1 protein-coding gene is annotated in these 16,355 nt (G+C 69.6%); it reads right to left on the bottom strand.

Translation table 11 applies throughout. From position 1 onward, the window contains the following. Positions 1-52 precede the first annotated feature (52 nt). Positions 53-16,207 carry an Ig-like domain-containing protein gene (locus tag MFF55_RS10350; protein ID WP_238244008.1) on the bottom strand — a complete coding sequence of 5,385 codons (16,155 nt, stop codon included), beginning with the start codon at positions 16,205-16,207 and terminating at the stop codon, positions 53-55. Positions 16,208-16,355 lie beyond the last annotated feature (148 nt).

Below are 16,355 nucleotides of genomic sequence, written 5' to 3' on the forward strand. Positions count from 1 at the left end.
TCCCGGCGGCGTTCCAACCGACGGGACTTGGCTCGCATCGCCCTTGGCCCGGTTACATCAGGCCGAGCGCTCGCTCGAGACGCGCGTGCATGGCGTCCGTAGGCAGCGACATGCTTGCGACGGCGGCTTGTTCGCTGAACAACGGCGCCGGCGCGGCGGCCTCGGGACCCGGTGTCGGTGTCGTACGGATCTCGGCATTGTCCACGTCGATCCGGATGGAGCGCTTCACCACCGTTCCATCGCTCATCACGAACTCGGCGACGAGTTCCACGGCCTGGGCATTCGCCGGCGGGCGTCCCCAGTACATGCTGGCCCCGCCCCGCTCGAGCCATGCCGGCAGCGGCCGGCCGTCGGCCGAGGTCAGGCGATACTCCACGACCGTCGCTCCGGTGCGACTGGGAGCGAGATCGCGGAAGTTCACGACCAGCGCATCGTGATGGCGGATCGCTTCCACCTGAATACCGATGGCGCGCGAGAGCCCGCCATTCGTCCCCGCATCAAGATCGACCGACCGGCCGAGGAAGGGCCGTGCGCTGAACCAGGGCTGTCCGTGATCCTGGCTGGCCTCAAGGCTGCCTTCGCCGCGGGGCGTAGCGCGGTTCACCTCCTGAGTGATGATGGGGCGTGCGGCGTCGAGGGCGGTGGCGCCCCCGAGGCTGCCGGCGTTGTTGACCGCTGCGACGACGGCGCCGTCGGCGGAAATCGCCTCGGCCGTACTCTTGAGCGACCCGATCCCGCGGACGGCGTCGACGACGGCCCCTTGGGCAGTCAGCGACGGCAGCGGCGTCAGCTCGAAGGATCGCGGTGCCGGCGCGAGCGGCACGATCGCCGGAGCCGTGGGCGGGATCACGGGATCGACGCGCTCGACGGGTGTCGGTGCGGCTGCCGCCACGATCACCGGGACGTTGATGACAAGGGACCCGCCCCGACCGTCGCTGACGCGGACGCGGAACAGGTCGTTGCCGCTGAAGCCCGCCTCCGGCACGTAGAGGTAGCGCCCGCCGGGCTGAAGCACGACGCTGCCGCTTGCCGGCGGCTGCGCCAGCTCGAACGCCAGCCGATCGCCGTCCGGGTCCGACGCCGTCACCTCGCCGGTAACCGGCTTGTCCTGGGTCGTGCGCGCGGGTGCCGCGGTGCCCCGCGGCGCTTCGTTGACGGCGTTGATCGTGATGGTCACCGTCGCGACCTGCGTGGCGCCATCGGCGTCGCGCAGCTGGTAACGGAAGCTGTCCTTCCCGGTGGCGCCGGGATCGGGCGTGTAGGTGAAGGTGCCGTCCGCGCGGAGCACGAGGCTGCCCTGGCTCGGACCGCTCACCGGGACTTCGTCGATCCGGATCCCATCGCCGTCGGGGTCCGAGTCGTTGGCGAGCAGGGTCCCGACGAAGACGGAATCCTCATCGACGGCGAAGTCATCGGCAGCGGCGCTGGGCGCGGGGTTGGCGACGGCCCAGGCGAAAGTCCGCGTGACCGAGCCGCCGTTCCCGTTCGCGGCCGAGATTGAGACCGCGTAGGGGCTACCCTGGCTCGCATCCCGGGTCAGCGTGCCCGCGATCCGGCCCGTGACGGCATCGAGCGACAAGCCCGGCGGCAGGCCCGTGGCCGCATAGGTCAGCGCCTGTCCGTCCGCGTCCGCGAAGAAGGACGCGAGTGCGATGCTCACCGTGTCCGCGTCCAGGCTCGACTGATCGGCTAGTCCCTCGGCGGCGGGCGCGTCGTTGACAGCGGCGACAGTGACGGTGACGGTAGCCGTGGCGGTGGCGCCCTGACTATCCGAGATGGTGTAGGTGATGGTGTCGGTGCCGTTGAAGTTCGGGGCCGGCGTGTAGCGCAGCGTGCCGTCGGCGTTGATGGTGACGGAGCCCCGCCCGGCGCTGGCCGCGGTGACCGTGAGCGCGTCGCCGTCCGCATCGGTGTCGTTGGCCAGCACGGTGATCGTGACCGGCGTGTCCTCGTTCGTGGCCGCGGTGTCGGGCACCGCGTCCGGAACCGGGTTGGTCACTGACCAGGTGAAGCTGCGCTGGGCTTTGGCGCCGCTCGAATCGGTGGCTTCGATCGTGACGGCGTAAGGTCCCGACTGGCTGGCGTTCTTCGCCACCGTGCCGGTGACGAGCCCCGTGGCCGGGTCGATCGACAGGCCGGGTGGCAGGCCGGTGGCCGCAAAGGTCAGTGCATCACCGTCCCCATCCGCGAAGAAGGGCCCGAAGGCGATCGCCTTGGCCTCACCCTCCAGATCGGTGCGCGCGGCGAGCGCCTCGGCGGTTGGCGCGTCGTTGACGGGCGTGACGGCGACCGTGACCGTGGTCGTCGCGGTGCCGCCCTGTCCATCCGAGATCGTGTAGGTGATGGTGTCCGTGCCGTTGAAGTTCCCGTTCGGCGTATAGGTCAGCCTGCCGTCGGCGCCGATGGCGACGCTGCCGTTGCCGGCCGAGGCGGCTATGATGCTGAGCGGATCGGCATCCGGATCGACGTCGTTACCGAGCACGTTGATCGTGACGGGCGTGTCCTCGTTGGTCGTGACGGCGTCGGCGACGGCCGTGGGAGCCGGGTTCGTCACGGTCCAGTTGAAGGTCCGCGTGACCGAGCCGCCGTTCCCGTCCGCGGCCGAGATCGAGACCACGTAGGGGCTGCCCTGGCTGGCGTTGGTCGTGACCGTGCCGGCGACGAGGCCGGTGGCCGGGTCGATCGACAGACCTGGCGGAAGGCCCGTGGCGGAGAAAGTCAGCGCGTCACCGTCCGCGTCCCTGAACAAGGGCGCGAAATCGATCGCCTGGGCCTCGCCCTCCAAGTCGGTGCGATCAGCGGGCGCATTGGCGGTGGGCGCATCGTTCACCGACGTCACGGTCACCGCGACGCTCGCCGTGGCGGTGCCGCCGTTGCCGTCCGAGATCGTGTAGGTGATCGTATCGCTGCCGTGGAAGTTCGCGTCGGGAGCGTAGGTGATCGTCCCGTCGGGATTCGCGGTGACGCGCCCGTGAAGGGCCGTGGCGGCAATCACCGAGAGACGGTCGCCGTCCGCGTCGGCATCGTTGGTACGCACGTCGAGCGTGACCGGGACGTCCTCCGCCGTGGCCGCCGCGTCGTCGGCTGCCGTCGGCGCCGGATTGGCGATGGTCCAGGTGAAGGTCGTCACCAAATCGCCGCCCTTCCCGTCCGAGGCGACGATGCCGACGGTATAGGGGCTGCGCAGGCTCGCATCGGCTGCCAGCGTGCCGGTGATCCGGCCGGTGGCAGGATCGATCGAGAGTCCCGGCGGCAGGTCGACCGCGCTGTAGACGAGCGGATCGCCGTCGACCTCGGAGACGTGACGCGGCAGGACGAGGTCGACCGGCGCTCCGTCCGTTCCGGCTTGGTCTGCGAGCGTCGCGACACGGATCGGGGCATCGTTCACGGGGGTCACGGTGACCGTGACCTGAGCCGTCCCATTGCCGCCCTGTCCGTCGGAGATCGCGTAGGTGATCGTGTCGGTGCCGAAGGCGTTCGCGGCCGGCCGGTAGGTGAGCGTGCCGTCGGGATTGATGGTGACGGAGCCCTGGCCCGCGGAGGCCGAGACGATCGTCGCGGTGCCCAGGTCGCGGTCGTTGGCGAGCACGTCAATCGTGACCGGCACGTCCTCGAGGGTCGTGGCGGCGTCGTCGACGGCCTCAGGTGATGGACCCGTGATCGTCCAGGTGAAGGTGCGCGATACCGCGGCGCCAGCCTCGTCGGTCGCGGTGACCGTGACCGTGTAGGGGCCGGTCCGGCTCGCGTTGTTCGGCAAAGTGCCGGAGATGCTGCCGGCGGCGGGATCGATCACGAGGCCCGGCGGCAGCCCCGTCGCGGCGAAGGCGAGACGGTCGCCCCGGTCGACGTCCTGGAAGAAGGCGCCCAGCCCCGCGCCGATGCTCTCGCCGTTCTGGTTGATGCGCGCCGGCAGGGTTCCGGCGGTGGGCGCGTCGTTGACGGGCGTGACCGTGACCGTGACGGTGGCGGTCGCGAAGCCGCCCTGGCCGTCGGAGACGGTGTAGGAGATCGTGTCGGTGCCGAAGTAGTTCGGATCGGAGGCGTAGTAGACGAGCGTGCCGTTGCCCTGGATGGCGACGGTGCCGTTGCCAGCCGAGGCCTGCGTGACGGTGAGCGTGTCGCCGTCCGCGTCCACGTCGTTGCTGAGGACGTTGATCGTGATCGAACCGTCCTCCGGACTGGTCACCGCGTCGGCCCAAGCATCGGGTGCCGGGTTGGTGATGGTCCAGGTGAAGGTCCGCTCCGCGCGGGCGCCGGCCCCGTCCGTGGCGGCGACGGTGACGGTGTAGACGCCGCCCGCTCCGCCCTGGCTGGCGGCCCGGTCGAGGGTACCCTCGATCCGGCCGGTCGCGGCGTCGAAGGTGAGGCCGGGCGGCAGGCCCGTCACCGCGAGGGTGAGGGTATCGCCCGCGTCCACATCCGCCGCGAAGGCCCTGAGAGGGAGACTCACGCTCTCGTTGTCGAGGCTCGCACGGTCGGAGAGCGCAACCAGGGTTGGGGCGTCGTTGAGGGGTTGGACGGTGACGGTGACGGTGGCGGTGGCAAAGCCGCCCTCGCCGTCGGTGACGGTGTAGGTGATGGTGTCCGGGCCCGCGTAGTTGGCGTCGGGCGCGTAGTAGAGCAGCGTGCCGTCGGCCTGGATCTCGACGCGGCCGTTGCCGGCCGCGGCCGAGCCCGGCACCAGGGTGAGTACGTCGCCGTCCGGATCGAGGTCGTTGGCCAGGACGTTGATCGTGGCGTTCCCGTCCTCGGAGAGCGTGAGCGTGTCCGCTCTGGCGTCGGGGGCCGGGTTGGTCACCGTCCAGGTGAAGCTCGTGCTGGCGACCTGGCCGGAGGGATCGCGCGCGCTCAGCGTGACCGTGTAGGCGCCGTTCGTGCCGCCCCCGCTGGCGTTGGCCGCCAGCGTTCCGGTGATCAGGCCGGTGGCCGGGTCGAGGCTCAGGCCCGGGGGCAGGTTGGCGGCCTGGTAGGTCAGCCCGTCCCCGTCCAGGTCCGAGAAGAGCGCGGCGACGGAGAGGATGACGCCCTCCGCGTCGCGGTTGACGCGCGGCGCGCCGGCGGCGGCGGTGGGCGCGTCGTTGGCGGGCGTCACCGTGACCGTGACCGTGGCGGTGGCGCTGCCGCCGTCGCCGTCCGCGATGGTGTAGGTGATGGTGTCGGTGCCGGTGAAGTTCGTGTTGGGCGTATAGGTCAGCGTGCCGCTGGCGTTGATGGTAACGGCACCGTGCCCGGCCGAGGCGGAGTTCGGGACGATGGCGAGCGTGTCCCCGTCCGTGTCGGTGTCGTTGGCGAGCGCGTTGATGGTGACGGGGGTGTCCTCGGCCGTGGTCGCGGTGTCGGGCACCGCGTCGGGTGCGGGATTGGTGACCGTCCAGGTGAAGGCTTGCGTGATCTCCGCGCCGCTGGGGTCGCGGGCCGTGATCGTCACGGTGTAGGCGCCGCCCGGCCTGGCGGCGCTGGCGCCCTTGTCGATCGTGCCCGTGATCTGTCCTGTGGCGGTGTCGATGGTGAGCCCCGGCGGCAGGCCGGTGGCGATGTAGGTGAGGATGTCGCCGTCGATGTCTGCAAACTGTGCGGCGACGGCGAGGCTGACGGCCTCTCCGTCCTGGTTGGTTCGGCCGACGAAGGCGGTGGCGGTGGGCGCGTCGTTGACGGGAGTGACCGTGACCGTGACCGTGGCCGTGGCCAGGCCGCCGTTGCCGTCCGTCACCGTGTAGGTGATCGTGTCCGCACCCGTGTAGTTGGCGTCCGGCGCGTAGTAGAGCAGCGTGCCATCGGGCTGAATGGTGACGGTGCCATTGCCGGCGAAGGCCGAGTTCGGGACGATCGTGAGGGTGTCACCGTCGGTATCGAGGTCGTTGGCGAGCACATTGATCGTAGCGCTCTGGTCCTCGGCCAATATCAGGGTGTCGGCGATCGCTCGGGGGCCGGTATTGGTGACCCGCCAATCGAAGGTCGTCTCGGCGAAGGCGCCGGCCCCGTCGGTTACGCGGACCTTCACTTCGTAGACGCCGCCCGCGCCGCCCTGGCTCGCATTGGCGGTCAGGGTTCCTGAGATGGTCCCGGTCGCCGCGTTGAGGGTGAGACCCGGCGGCAGGCCCGCCGCCGAGTAGCTGCGCGTGTCGCCGCGATCGATGTCCGAGAAGAACGGGGCGAGGGGAAGGCTCAAGGTCTCGCCGTCGAGGCTCGTCCGAACGGGGAGCGAATCCGTGGTCGGCGCGTCGTTCGTCGGCAGGATGGTGACGTCGACGGTGGCCGTGGCGAAGCCGCCCTGCCCATCTGAAATCGTGTAGGTGATGGTGTCGGCGCCGTTGAAGTTCCCAACCGGCGTGTAGGTCAGCGTTCCGTCGGCGTTGACGACGACGACGCCGTGGCTCGCCGAGGCCGACGTGACCGAGAGCGCGTCGGCGTCAGGATCGATGTCGTCGTCGACCACGGTGATCGTGACGGGCATGTCTTCGGTCGTCGTCGCGGTATCGGGCGTCGCATCGGGCGCCGGATTCGCGACGACCCAGCGGAAATCCTTGAACACGCTGCTCTGGCCGTCCGAGGCTGTGACCCTCACGACGTAGCCGTTCACCGGCATGGCGGTGCTGGCGGCCTTGTCGATGTTGCCGGCGATCTCGCCGGTGGTGGCATTGATCGTGAGTCCTGCCGGCAGGCCCGTCGCGCTGAATGTCAGGGCGTCGCGATCGATGTCCGAGAAGAAGGGGGCGAGCGGCACAACCACCGCCTCGCCATCCAGATTGGCGCGGTCGACCAGCGCCTGAGCAGCGGGCGCGTCGTTGACGGGTGTGACGGAAACTGAGACGGTGGCGGTGGCGAAGCCGCCGTTGCCATCCGAGACCGTGTAAGTAATCGTGTCCGCACCCGTGTAATCGGAGTCGGGCGCATAGTAGAGTAGCGTACCGTTGGCCTGGATCTCGACGCGGCCGTTGCCCGCGGAGGCGGACGTGACGGCGAGCGTGTCGCCGTCCGGGTCGGTGTCGTTGGTGAGCACGTTGATGGTGGCGTTCCCATCCTCCGACAGCGTCAGGGTGTCGGCGAAGGCGTCGGGCGCAGGGTTGACCACACGCCAGCTGAAGCCCGTGCTCGCCGTGGAGCCGGCCGTATCGGCGACGGTGACGGTGACGTTGTAGGTGCCGCTCGTACCGCCCTGGCTCGCGTCGCGTGCCAGGGTGCCGAGAATCTCGCCAGTCGCGGGGTCGATCGTCAGCCCCGCGGGCAGACCCGTGGCGCTGAAGCTACGGGTGTCGCCCGCATCGAGATCCGAGAAGTAGGCGCCGAGCGGCAGGGACACGAACTGGGCGTCTCGACTCGTCACCGTTGGGATCGTCCCCGCCACCGGGGCGTCGTTGACAGGGGTCACGGTCACGTCGACCATCGCCGTGGCGGAACGGGTGCCGTCAGACACCGTGTAGAGGATGCGATCGGGGCCGTTGAAATCGCCGATGGGCGTGTAGGTCAGGGCGCCGCCCGCGCCGATGGTCACGGTGCCGTGGGCTGCCTGCGCCGTGGTGACGGTGAGGCCCGTCCCACGCGGGTCGGCATCGTTGGCGAGCACGTTGATCTCGACGGATTGACCCTCCGGCGTCGACACGGCGTCGTTGGTCGGACGCGGCGCGAGGTCGGAGATCTGCCAGGAGAAGTCGGTGCTCGCGGTGCCCCCGTTGCCGTCGGAGGCCGTGATCGTGACGGCGTAGGGGCTGCCCGTGGAGGCGTTGGACGCGAGCGTGCCGGAGACACGGCCGGTGGTCGAGTCGATGCTGACGCCGGGCGGCAGGCCGATGGCGCTGTAAGTGAGCGCATCCCCGTCAACGTCGGCGAAGAGGGGCGCGAAGGTGAAGGAGACCGGTCGACCCTCCTCGCTCGAGAGTTCGGGAGCAGGCGTCGCGGTCGGCGCATCGTTCACTGGCGTCACCGTGACGGGAACGGTGGTCGTGCTGTATCCGCCGTTGCCGTCCGAAATCGTGTAGGTGATCGTGTCTTCACCGTGGAAGTTGGTGTTCGGCGTGTAGGTGAGCGTGCCGTCGGCATTGATCGCGACGGTGCCATGCGGCGCGGAGGCGGCGGTGATCGTCAGAGTATCGCCGTCGGAATCGAGGTCGTTGGCGAGGACCGAAACGGTGACTGCCGTGTCCTCGTTCGTAGTGACCGGGCCGTCCGCGAACGCGCTGGGCGCAGGATTTGTGACCGTCCAGGCGAAGGTCTGCGCAACCGAACCGCCCTGGCCGTCCGAGGCGGTGATCGTGACGGTGTAGGTGCCGCCATTCGACTGGCTGGCATCGCGCGCGAGCGTGCCTGTGATCCGACCTGTGGCGGTGTCGAGCGTCAGGCCCGGCGGCAGGCCGGTGGCGGAGAAGCTCAGCGGGGTTCCATCCACGTCCGAGAAGAAGGACCCGAGGGGGAGGTTGATCGCCTCGTTGTCGAGGCTCGCGCGGCTGGCGATCTCATCGACCGCCGGCGTGTCGTTGACCGGATTGACGACGACCGTGACGCTTGCGGTGGCGGTGCCGCCGTTGCCGTCCAAGATCGCGTAGGTGATGGTGTCGGTGCCGTGGAAGTTCGGGTTCGGCGTGTAGGTCAGGGTGCCGTTGGCGTTGATCGCGACGTTGCCCCGCGGCGCGGAGGCGGCGGTGACGGTGAGGGTGTCGCCGTCCGGATCGGTGTCGTTGGCGAGCACGTTGATGGTGATCGCCGTGTCCTCGTTGGTCGTGAGCGGACCGTCAGGCACCGCGTCGGGTGCCGGGTTGAGGATCGTCCAGGTGAACGAGCGCTGGACCGATTCCCCGCTCGGATCGGTGGCCCTGATGATGACGGTGTAGGGGCTTCCCTGGCTGGCGGTGTTGCTGACCGTGCCTGTGACGCGCCCGGTCGTCGGATCGATCGTCAGGCCCGGCGGCAGGCCGGTGGCGGAGAAGCTCAGCGTATCGCCGTCGACGTCCGCGAACACGGCCCGGAAGTCGACCGACTTCGCCTCGCCCTCCAGGTTGGTACGGTTTGCGAGGATGAGGTCGGCGGTCGGCGCGTCGTTCACGGGCGCGACGGTGACGGTCACGCTTGCGGTGGCGGTACCGCCGTTGCCGTCCGAGATCGTGTAGGTGATGGTGTCGGTGCCGTTGAAGTTCGGGCTCGGCGTGTAGGTCAGGGTGCCGTTGGCGTTGATCGCGACGCTGCCGTTTCCGGCGAAGGCCGACGACACGGTGAGGGCGTCGCCGTCCGGGTCAAGGTCGTTGGCAAGAACCACGACCGTGACGGACCCATCCTCGCTGGTCGCCGCCGTGTCGGCCGCCGCGTCTGGCGCTGGGTTCGTGACCGTCCAGGTGAAGCTGCGCTGGACCGAGCCGCCATTGCCGTCGGAGGCGGTGATCGCGACGGTGTAGGTGCCGCCATTCGACTGGCTGGCGTCGCGGGTGAGCGTGCCGGTGATCCGGCCAACGGCATCGATCGCGAGCCCTGGCGGCAGGCCCGTGGCGGAGAAGCTTAGCGTGTCGCCGTCCAGGTCCGAGAAGAAGGGGCCGAGCGGCACGTTCACGGCGCGCCCGTCCTGGTTGGCGCGGTCGGCGAGGATAGGGTCCGCGGTCGGCGTGTCGTTGACCGGATTGACGACGACCGTGACGCTTGCGGTGGCGGTGCCGCCGTTGCCGTCCAAGATCGCGTAGGTGATGGTGTCGGTGCCGTGGAAGTTCGGGTTCGGCGTGTAGGTCAGCGTGCCGTCGGCGTTGATGGTGACGCTGCCGCGGCTGGCCTGGGCGGCGGTGACGCTGAGGGTGTCGCCGTCCGGGTCGATGTCGTTGCCGAGCACGCTGATGGTGACGGAGTCGTCCTCGGCGACGCTGGCGGTGTCGGGCACCGCGTCGGGCGCCGGATTGAGGATCGTCCAGGTGAAGCTGCGCTGGACCGATTCCCCGCTCGGATCGGTGGCCCTGATGGTGACGGTGTAGGGGCTGCCCAGGCTGGCGTTCCTGGCCACCGTGCCCTCGACCAGGCCCGTGGCCGTGTTGAGCGTCAGGCCCGGCGGCAGGTTGGCGGCCGAGAACGTCAGCGCGTCGCCGTCCAGGTCCGAGAAGGCGGCGCGGAAGTCGACGGCCTTGGTCTCCCCGTCGCTGTTGGTCCGGTTGGCCAGCACGATGGCGGTGGGCGCGTCGTTGGCCGGCGCCACCGTGACCGTGACGGAGGCCGTGGCGGTGCCGCCGTTGCCGTCCGCGATGGTGTAGGTGATCGTGTCGCTGCCGTGGAAGTTCGGGGCCGGCGCGTAGCGCAGCGTGCCGTCGGCGTTGATGATGACCGCGCCGTGGCTGGCGGAGGCGGCGGTGACGCTGAGCGTGTCGCCGTCCGGGTCGGTGTCGTTGGTCAGCACGCTGATGGTGACGGGGGTGTCCTCGGTCGTGCCCGCGGTGTCGGGGGCGGCATCCGGGAAGGGGTTGGTGACCCGCCAAGAGAAGCTGCGGCTGACGGTGCCGCCGGTGCCGTCGGCGGCGGTGACCGCGACGGTGTAGGTGCCGCCCGTGCCGCCCTGGCTGGCGTTGCGGGTCAGGGTGCCCTCGATCAGTCCCGTGGCGGTGTTGAGCGTCAGGCCGGGCGGCAGGCCGGTGGCGGTGTAGGTGAGCGTCTGCCCGTCGGCGTCGGCGAAGAAGGGGCCGAGCGGCAGGCTGACCGCCTCGTTGTCGAGGCTGGCCCGGTCGACCAGCGGATCGGCGGTGGGGGCGTCGTTGACGGGGGTGACGGTGATCGTGACGGAGGCGGTGGCGGCGGCGCCCTGGGCGTCGACGATCCGGTAGGAGATCGTGTCGGTGCCGTGGAAGTTGGGGTTCGGGGTGTAGGTCAGGGTGCCGTCGGGGTTGATCGTGACGGAGCCGCGGCCGGCGGCGGCGTTGGTGATGGTGAGCGTGTCGCCGTCGGGATCGCGGTCGTTGGCCAGCACCGCGATCGTGATCGCCGTGTCCTCCACAATCGTCACCGCATCGGCGATCGCGTCCGGTGCCGGATTCGTGACCGCCCAGCTGAAGGAGCGCTGGACCGAACCGCCCTTGCCGTCCGACGCCGTGACGGTGACGGCGTAAGGTCCCGACCGGCTGGCGTCCCGCTCCAGCGTGCCGGTAATCCGTCCCGTAGCCGCGTCGATCGCGAGCCCCGGGGGCAGGTTGGTGGCCGTGTAGCTCAGCGGGTCGCCGTCGATGTCGGTGAAGAAGGGCGCGAGCGGCAGGTTGATCGCCTCGTTGTCGAGGCTGGTGCGGTTCGCGATGGGGTCGGCGGTGGGGATGTCGTTGATGGCGGCGACGGTGACGGTGACGGTGGCCGTGGCGGTGGCGCCCTGACTATCCGAGATGGTGTAGGTGATGGTGTCGGTGCCGTTGAAGTTCGGGGCCGGCGTGTAGCGCAGCGTGCCGTCGGCGTTGATGGTGACGGAGCCCCGCCCGGCGCTGGCCGCGGTGACCGTGAGCGCGTCGCCGTCCGCATCGGTGTCGTTGGCCAGCACGGTGATCGTGACCGGCGTGTCCTCGTTCGTGGCCGCGGTGTCGGGCACCGCGTCCGGAACCGGGTTGGTCACCGTCCAGGTGAAGATCTTCGTGGCCGAGCCGCCATTGCCGTCCGCGGCCGTCAGCGTGACGGTGTAGACGCCGCCCGATCCGCCCTGGCTGGCGTTGCGGGCGAGGGTGCCGGTGATCTGGCCCGTCGACGCGTTGATCGAGAGGCCGGGCGGCAGGCCGGCGGCCGTGTAGGTCAGGCTGTCGCCGTCGACATCGTTGAAGACCTGCCGCGCGTCGAACGTCACGGCCTGGTTGTCGGCGTTGCTCCGGTTGAGCGGCGCGTCGACGAAGGCCCGCACGGTGCCGTTGGCCTGATCGGGTCCGTTATCGTTGAAGCTGCGCACCGTCACCGTGTTCTGACCGGCATTCAGAACCGGCACGACGAAGTTGCCTGCGACCAGCGTCATGCGCTCGAGCTGGGTCGAGCTCGCCGTCCGGGTGCCCCAGACCTCGACGCCGGCGCTCGTGATGATGAACTGGATGCGCGGAAGGCCGTTGGAGTTGCCGGTCCAAGGCGTTTGGATGTCGCCTCCGCCGACGAAGCGGACCATCGTGTCGGTCCGTCCCGCATTGGTGTCGTCGGTGCTGTTGAGGTTGGTGGCCTCGAACTCGAACCCCGAGGTCGGCGCGATGTTGGTGCCGTTGACCAGGATCGTGCCGCTGTTGTCCAGGATGGTGATGTCGACCACGATCCGCGTCGCCGCCGGATCGGCGCCGGCCGGCACGTCGAAGTTGCGGACGTAATCGATCTGCGGGGTGCCCGTGGCGATCGTGCCGTTCGAGAAGGTCGCGTTGGCCTCGCCGGCGTTGAAGGCACCGTTCGCGTTGGTGTCGACGTAGACGGTGGCCCCCGCGGTGCCGGCCACGGTCGGGGCGGGGTTCGTCACCGTGTAGGTGAAGGTCGTCTCGACGAAAGCGCCGCCGGCATCCGTCCCGCGCACCGTCACCGTGTGGACGCCGCCCGTGCCGCCCTGCGAGGCGTTCGCCGCGAGACGCCCCGAGATTACGCCCGTCGATCCGTTGATCGACAGGCCGGCGGGCAGCCCCGTGGCCGAATAGGTCAGGCTGCCGTCGACGTCCGCGAAGCTGCCGGCCACCGAGAAGGAGGCGTTCGTGGCGTCGATCCCGCTGCGGTTCGGCAGACCGGTGGTCGTGGGCGCGTCGTTCACCGCCGCGACCGTGAGGGCGACGGTATCCGTGTCCGTCCGCGTCCCGCCGGTCCCGCTATTGCCGTTGTCGCTGGTCGTCACCGTCAGGGTGACCGCGCCGTTGTAGTTGGCCGGGGGCGTGTAGACCGTGTTGTTGAGGGCCGCGTTGATCTGGCTCGCCGGGCCGGTCAGGGTCACCGTTCCCGTGCCGTTGCCCGTGACCGTGACGCCGCTGGTCGAGCCGAGGGTGAGGATACCCTGCGGGACCGAAAGGGTGGTCGTGAGTGCGGCGCCGCCCGCGTCGAGGTCGGCAACCGTGATCGCGGTGGCCCCTACGAAGGTGAGGGTGGCGTCCTCGTTGATCGTCTGCGGGCCAGGCACGGTGTTGACCGGCGCATCGTTCACGGCCGTGACCGTGATGCCCACGGTGTCGGTGTCGCTGCGCATCCCACCCGTGCCGGTGTTGCCGTTGTCGGAGGTGGTCACCGTCAGCGTGACCGCGCCGTTGTAATTCGCCGGCGGAGCATAGACCGTGTTGTTCAGCGCCGCGTTGATCTGCGCTGCCGTGCCGGTCACCGTCACGCTGCCTGTGCCGTTGCCCGTGACGGTGACGCCGCTCGTCGAGCCGAGGGTCAGCATGCCCTGCGGGACGGAGAGGGTCGTGGTGAGCGTGCCGGCTCCGGCGTCCACGTCCGAGACCGTGATCGCAGTGGCCCCCGTGAAGGTGAGCGTCGTGTCCTCGTTGATCGTCTGGGAGGCCGGCACGGTGTTGATCGGCGCGTCATTCACCGCCGTGACCGTGATGCCTACGGTGTCGGTGTCGCTGCGCGTTCCGCCCGAACCGGTATTGCCGTTGTCGGAAGTGGCCACTGTCAGGGCGAGCGCGCCATTGTAGTTGGCTGGGGGCGTGTAGATCGTGCCGCCCAGCGCCGCGTTGATCTGTGCCGCCGTGCCGGTCACGGTCACGCTGCCGGTACCGTTACCCGTGACCGTCACCCCGCTCGTGGAGCCGAGGGTGAGGATCCCCTGCGGGACCGAGAGCGTGGTCGTCAGCGTGCCGGCTCCGGCGTCCACGTCCGAGACCGTGATCGCAGTGACCCCTGCGAAGGTGAGGGAGGTGTCCTCGTTGATCGTCTGCGGCCCCGGCACCGTGTTCACCGGCGCGTCGTTGACGGGAGCGACCGTCAGGGCGACGGTGTCCGTGTCGGTCCGCGTCCCGCCCGTCCCCGTGCCGCCGTTGTCGGACGTGGTCACCGTCAGGGAGACGGCGCCGTTGTAGTTGGCCGGAGGCGTGTAGACCGTGCCGCTCAGCGCCGCGGTGATCTGTGCCGCCGTGCCGGTCACCGTCACGCTGCCGGTTCCGTTGCCCGTGACCGTCACCCCGCTCGTCGAACCGAGGGTAAGGATTCCTTGCGGGACCGAGAGCGTGGTGGTGAGCGCGGTCGCCCCCGCGTCGAGATCGGCGACGGTGATCGCGTTCGCCCCCGCGAAGGTGAAGGAGGCGTCCTCGTCGAAAGTCTGCGCGCTCGGCACCGTGTTGACCGGCGCATCGTTGACGGACGTGACCGCGATCGTGGAGCGCGCAGCGGTGCCGGTGATGCCGTCGCTCGTCACGCTGATGTCGATCAGGCGGGCGCTGGTGTCGGGCGCCTCGCTCGTGCTCGCGAAGCTGATCGCCCGCAGCGCCGTCTGGTAATCCGCGGCCGGCCGCGCGCCGGTTAGCGTGAGCGTGGTCACGCCGCCGCTGGTGCTCTGGGAGGCCGTGATGCCGGTGGGAAGCGTGCCGACGCTGAGGACATCGCCGGCCTGGGCGTTCGTGAGCACCACGGTGGCGCTGCTCACGGTGGCGCCCGTGTTCGAGATCGTGACGTCGGTGTCGACGATCGGGATGCCCGCGCCGTTCTCGGCGTAGCTCGCCTGATAGCCGGCGCCCGTGGCGCCGCTGGAATTATTGGCGTCGAGGTCGATCTTCGGGATCGACTTCGTCGCGGGGTTTGTGATGACTAGATCGCCGTCGCCATCGTGACTGAAGGCGGCGGCACCAGTTAAGTTGTTGGCGGCGAGATCGTAGGTGATCTCCCAGGAGGAGACGTTGGTCCAGGTGTAGCGGATCGTCGAGGGTGGCAGCGGATCTTGGGGTTCCTCGTTCTGCGTTCCGGCAGCTCGAACCAAGTTATTGGTCGTGCTGATCTGCAGATGGGTATCTGCCGCAGTCGTGAAGGACGTAAGTCCGGTCTGTGAAGCAGTCACGCTCTCGCGCGGACCGGTATTGCCGTCGATGCCGTCGATGTCGGCAATCTGGAAATTGATATCGGCCGCCAGTGCCTGTCCGTTGTCTGCGCGCACGAGATCCCACCGCACGCGTAGCTGAGCCGCTTGGTTGGCTGGGGTGGTCGCCGCGTTGGTGGAGCGTAGCAGAATCTGAGCGTCGTCTCCGTTCGTGCTGAAAGTGACGGCATCGTCGCTCTGTCCCATTGCGACCACGGTGGCCCGCAGCGACACGGTTACCCCGCCGACGTTGCCAGCGTTGGCCCAGGTGGCGACGGAGCCCAGCACGTTATTATTTACCGCGAAGGCATTGTTCGATCCCGCGATCGTGTTACCGGCGCCATCGCGAACCGTAGGATTACCCGAGATCGTGATCGTCGCCGGCGCGAAGGCATGGACCCATTCGCGCTGGGCCGCCTCGTCGATCGCGACGCCGGACTCGATCATCCCCTGGTGGACCTCGAGATCCCAGTCCGCGTTCAGGGAGGCGTGGCCGGTGGCGTCGTGGGAGGCCGCGATGTCGGCGCCGGTGGCGTCCGCCAGGAGCCGGACCGCCTCGCGGCCTTGCTCGCCCTCGCCGAAGTCGCAGCCGTAGACCAGGATGTCGGCCTCAGGCGAAAGGGCGGCGCGCAGGCTCGCCAGCGCCTCCGCATGCATTCCCTGCCGAAGGGTGTCGGCGTTCAGGACGCCGCTTCCCAGACGCAGCTCGCCCTCGGTGCCGTGGGCCAGGATGTGGATGGCGTCGATGCCCTCGCGCCCCCGGAGCGCCTCGGCGATCTGTTCGATGCCGTCCCGGCTGAGGTCGATGAGCAGCACCTCCGCATTCGCGGGAGCGCCGCGCAGCAGCACGTCGAGATCCGGGACGCGGGAATCGATGACCAGGAGCTCCTGGCGCGGCGCGGCTTCGGGTTGGACGGGAGCGGGGTCCTGGGGCGCTTCCGCGCATTCGGACGTTTGCTGGCTCGTCTCCGCCGCGGCATTCGCCCTGGGATCGCCCGAGGCTGCCGGCTGCACCTCCTCGCCGGCCGGTGCGGCGCCCGCGTCGCCCGCCGCCATCTTCGCATCCGTGGCTCCGCAAGCCACCGTCGCGGTGTTCACCTCGGCCATCGTCTCGCCGGCGGCGGCATCGAAGACCATGCGCGGCTCGAGCGCGCGAATCGGTGCGGCGCGGCCTTGCGGCCGCGGGGACGAGCCAGGCTGGTCGGGGGGGCTGGACGCGGCGTCGACGGTCTTGGAACGGCGGGTCGAGCGCTTCAGCATGACAGATCCGGACGGACATGTGGACGCGCGGCGCCCCGATTGCCGAACGCTAGGATTCGAGGGTTAACGAATTGTCCCTCCCCGCCCGGCGCGCGTGGACACGAACGCGTGTTCCGCATGCATTATGCGATGTGGTCACCAGCGGCTT

Source organism: Methylobacterium iners, assembly GCF_022179305.1.
GTDB lineage: Bacteria > Pseudomonadota > Alphaproteobacteria > Rhizobiales > Beijerinckiaceae > Methylobacterium > Methylobacterium iners.

Coding starts and splice junctions, on each gene's coding strand:
- MFF55_RS10350 (WP_238244008.1), bottom strand. CDS start 16,207: ATGCTGAAGCGCTCGACCCGCCGTTCCAAGACCGTCGACGCCGCGTCC.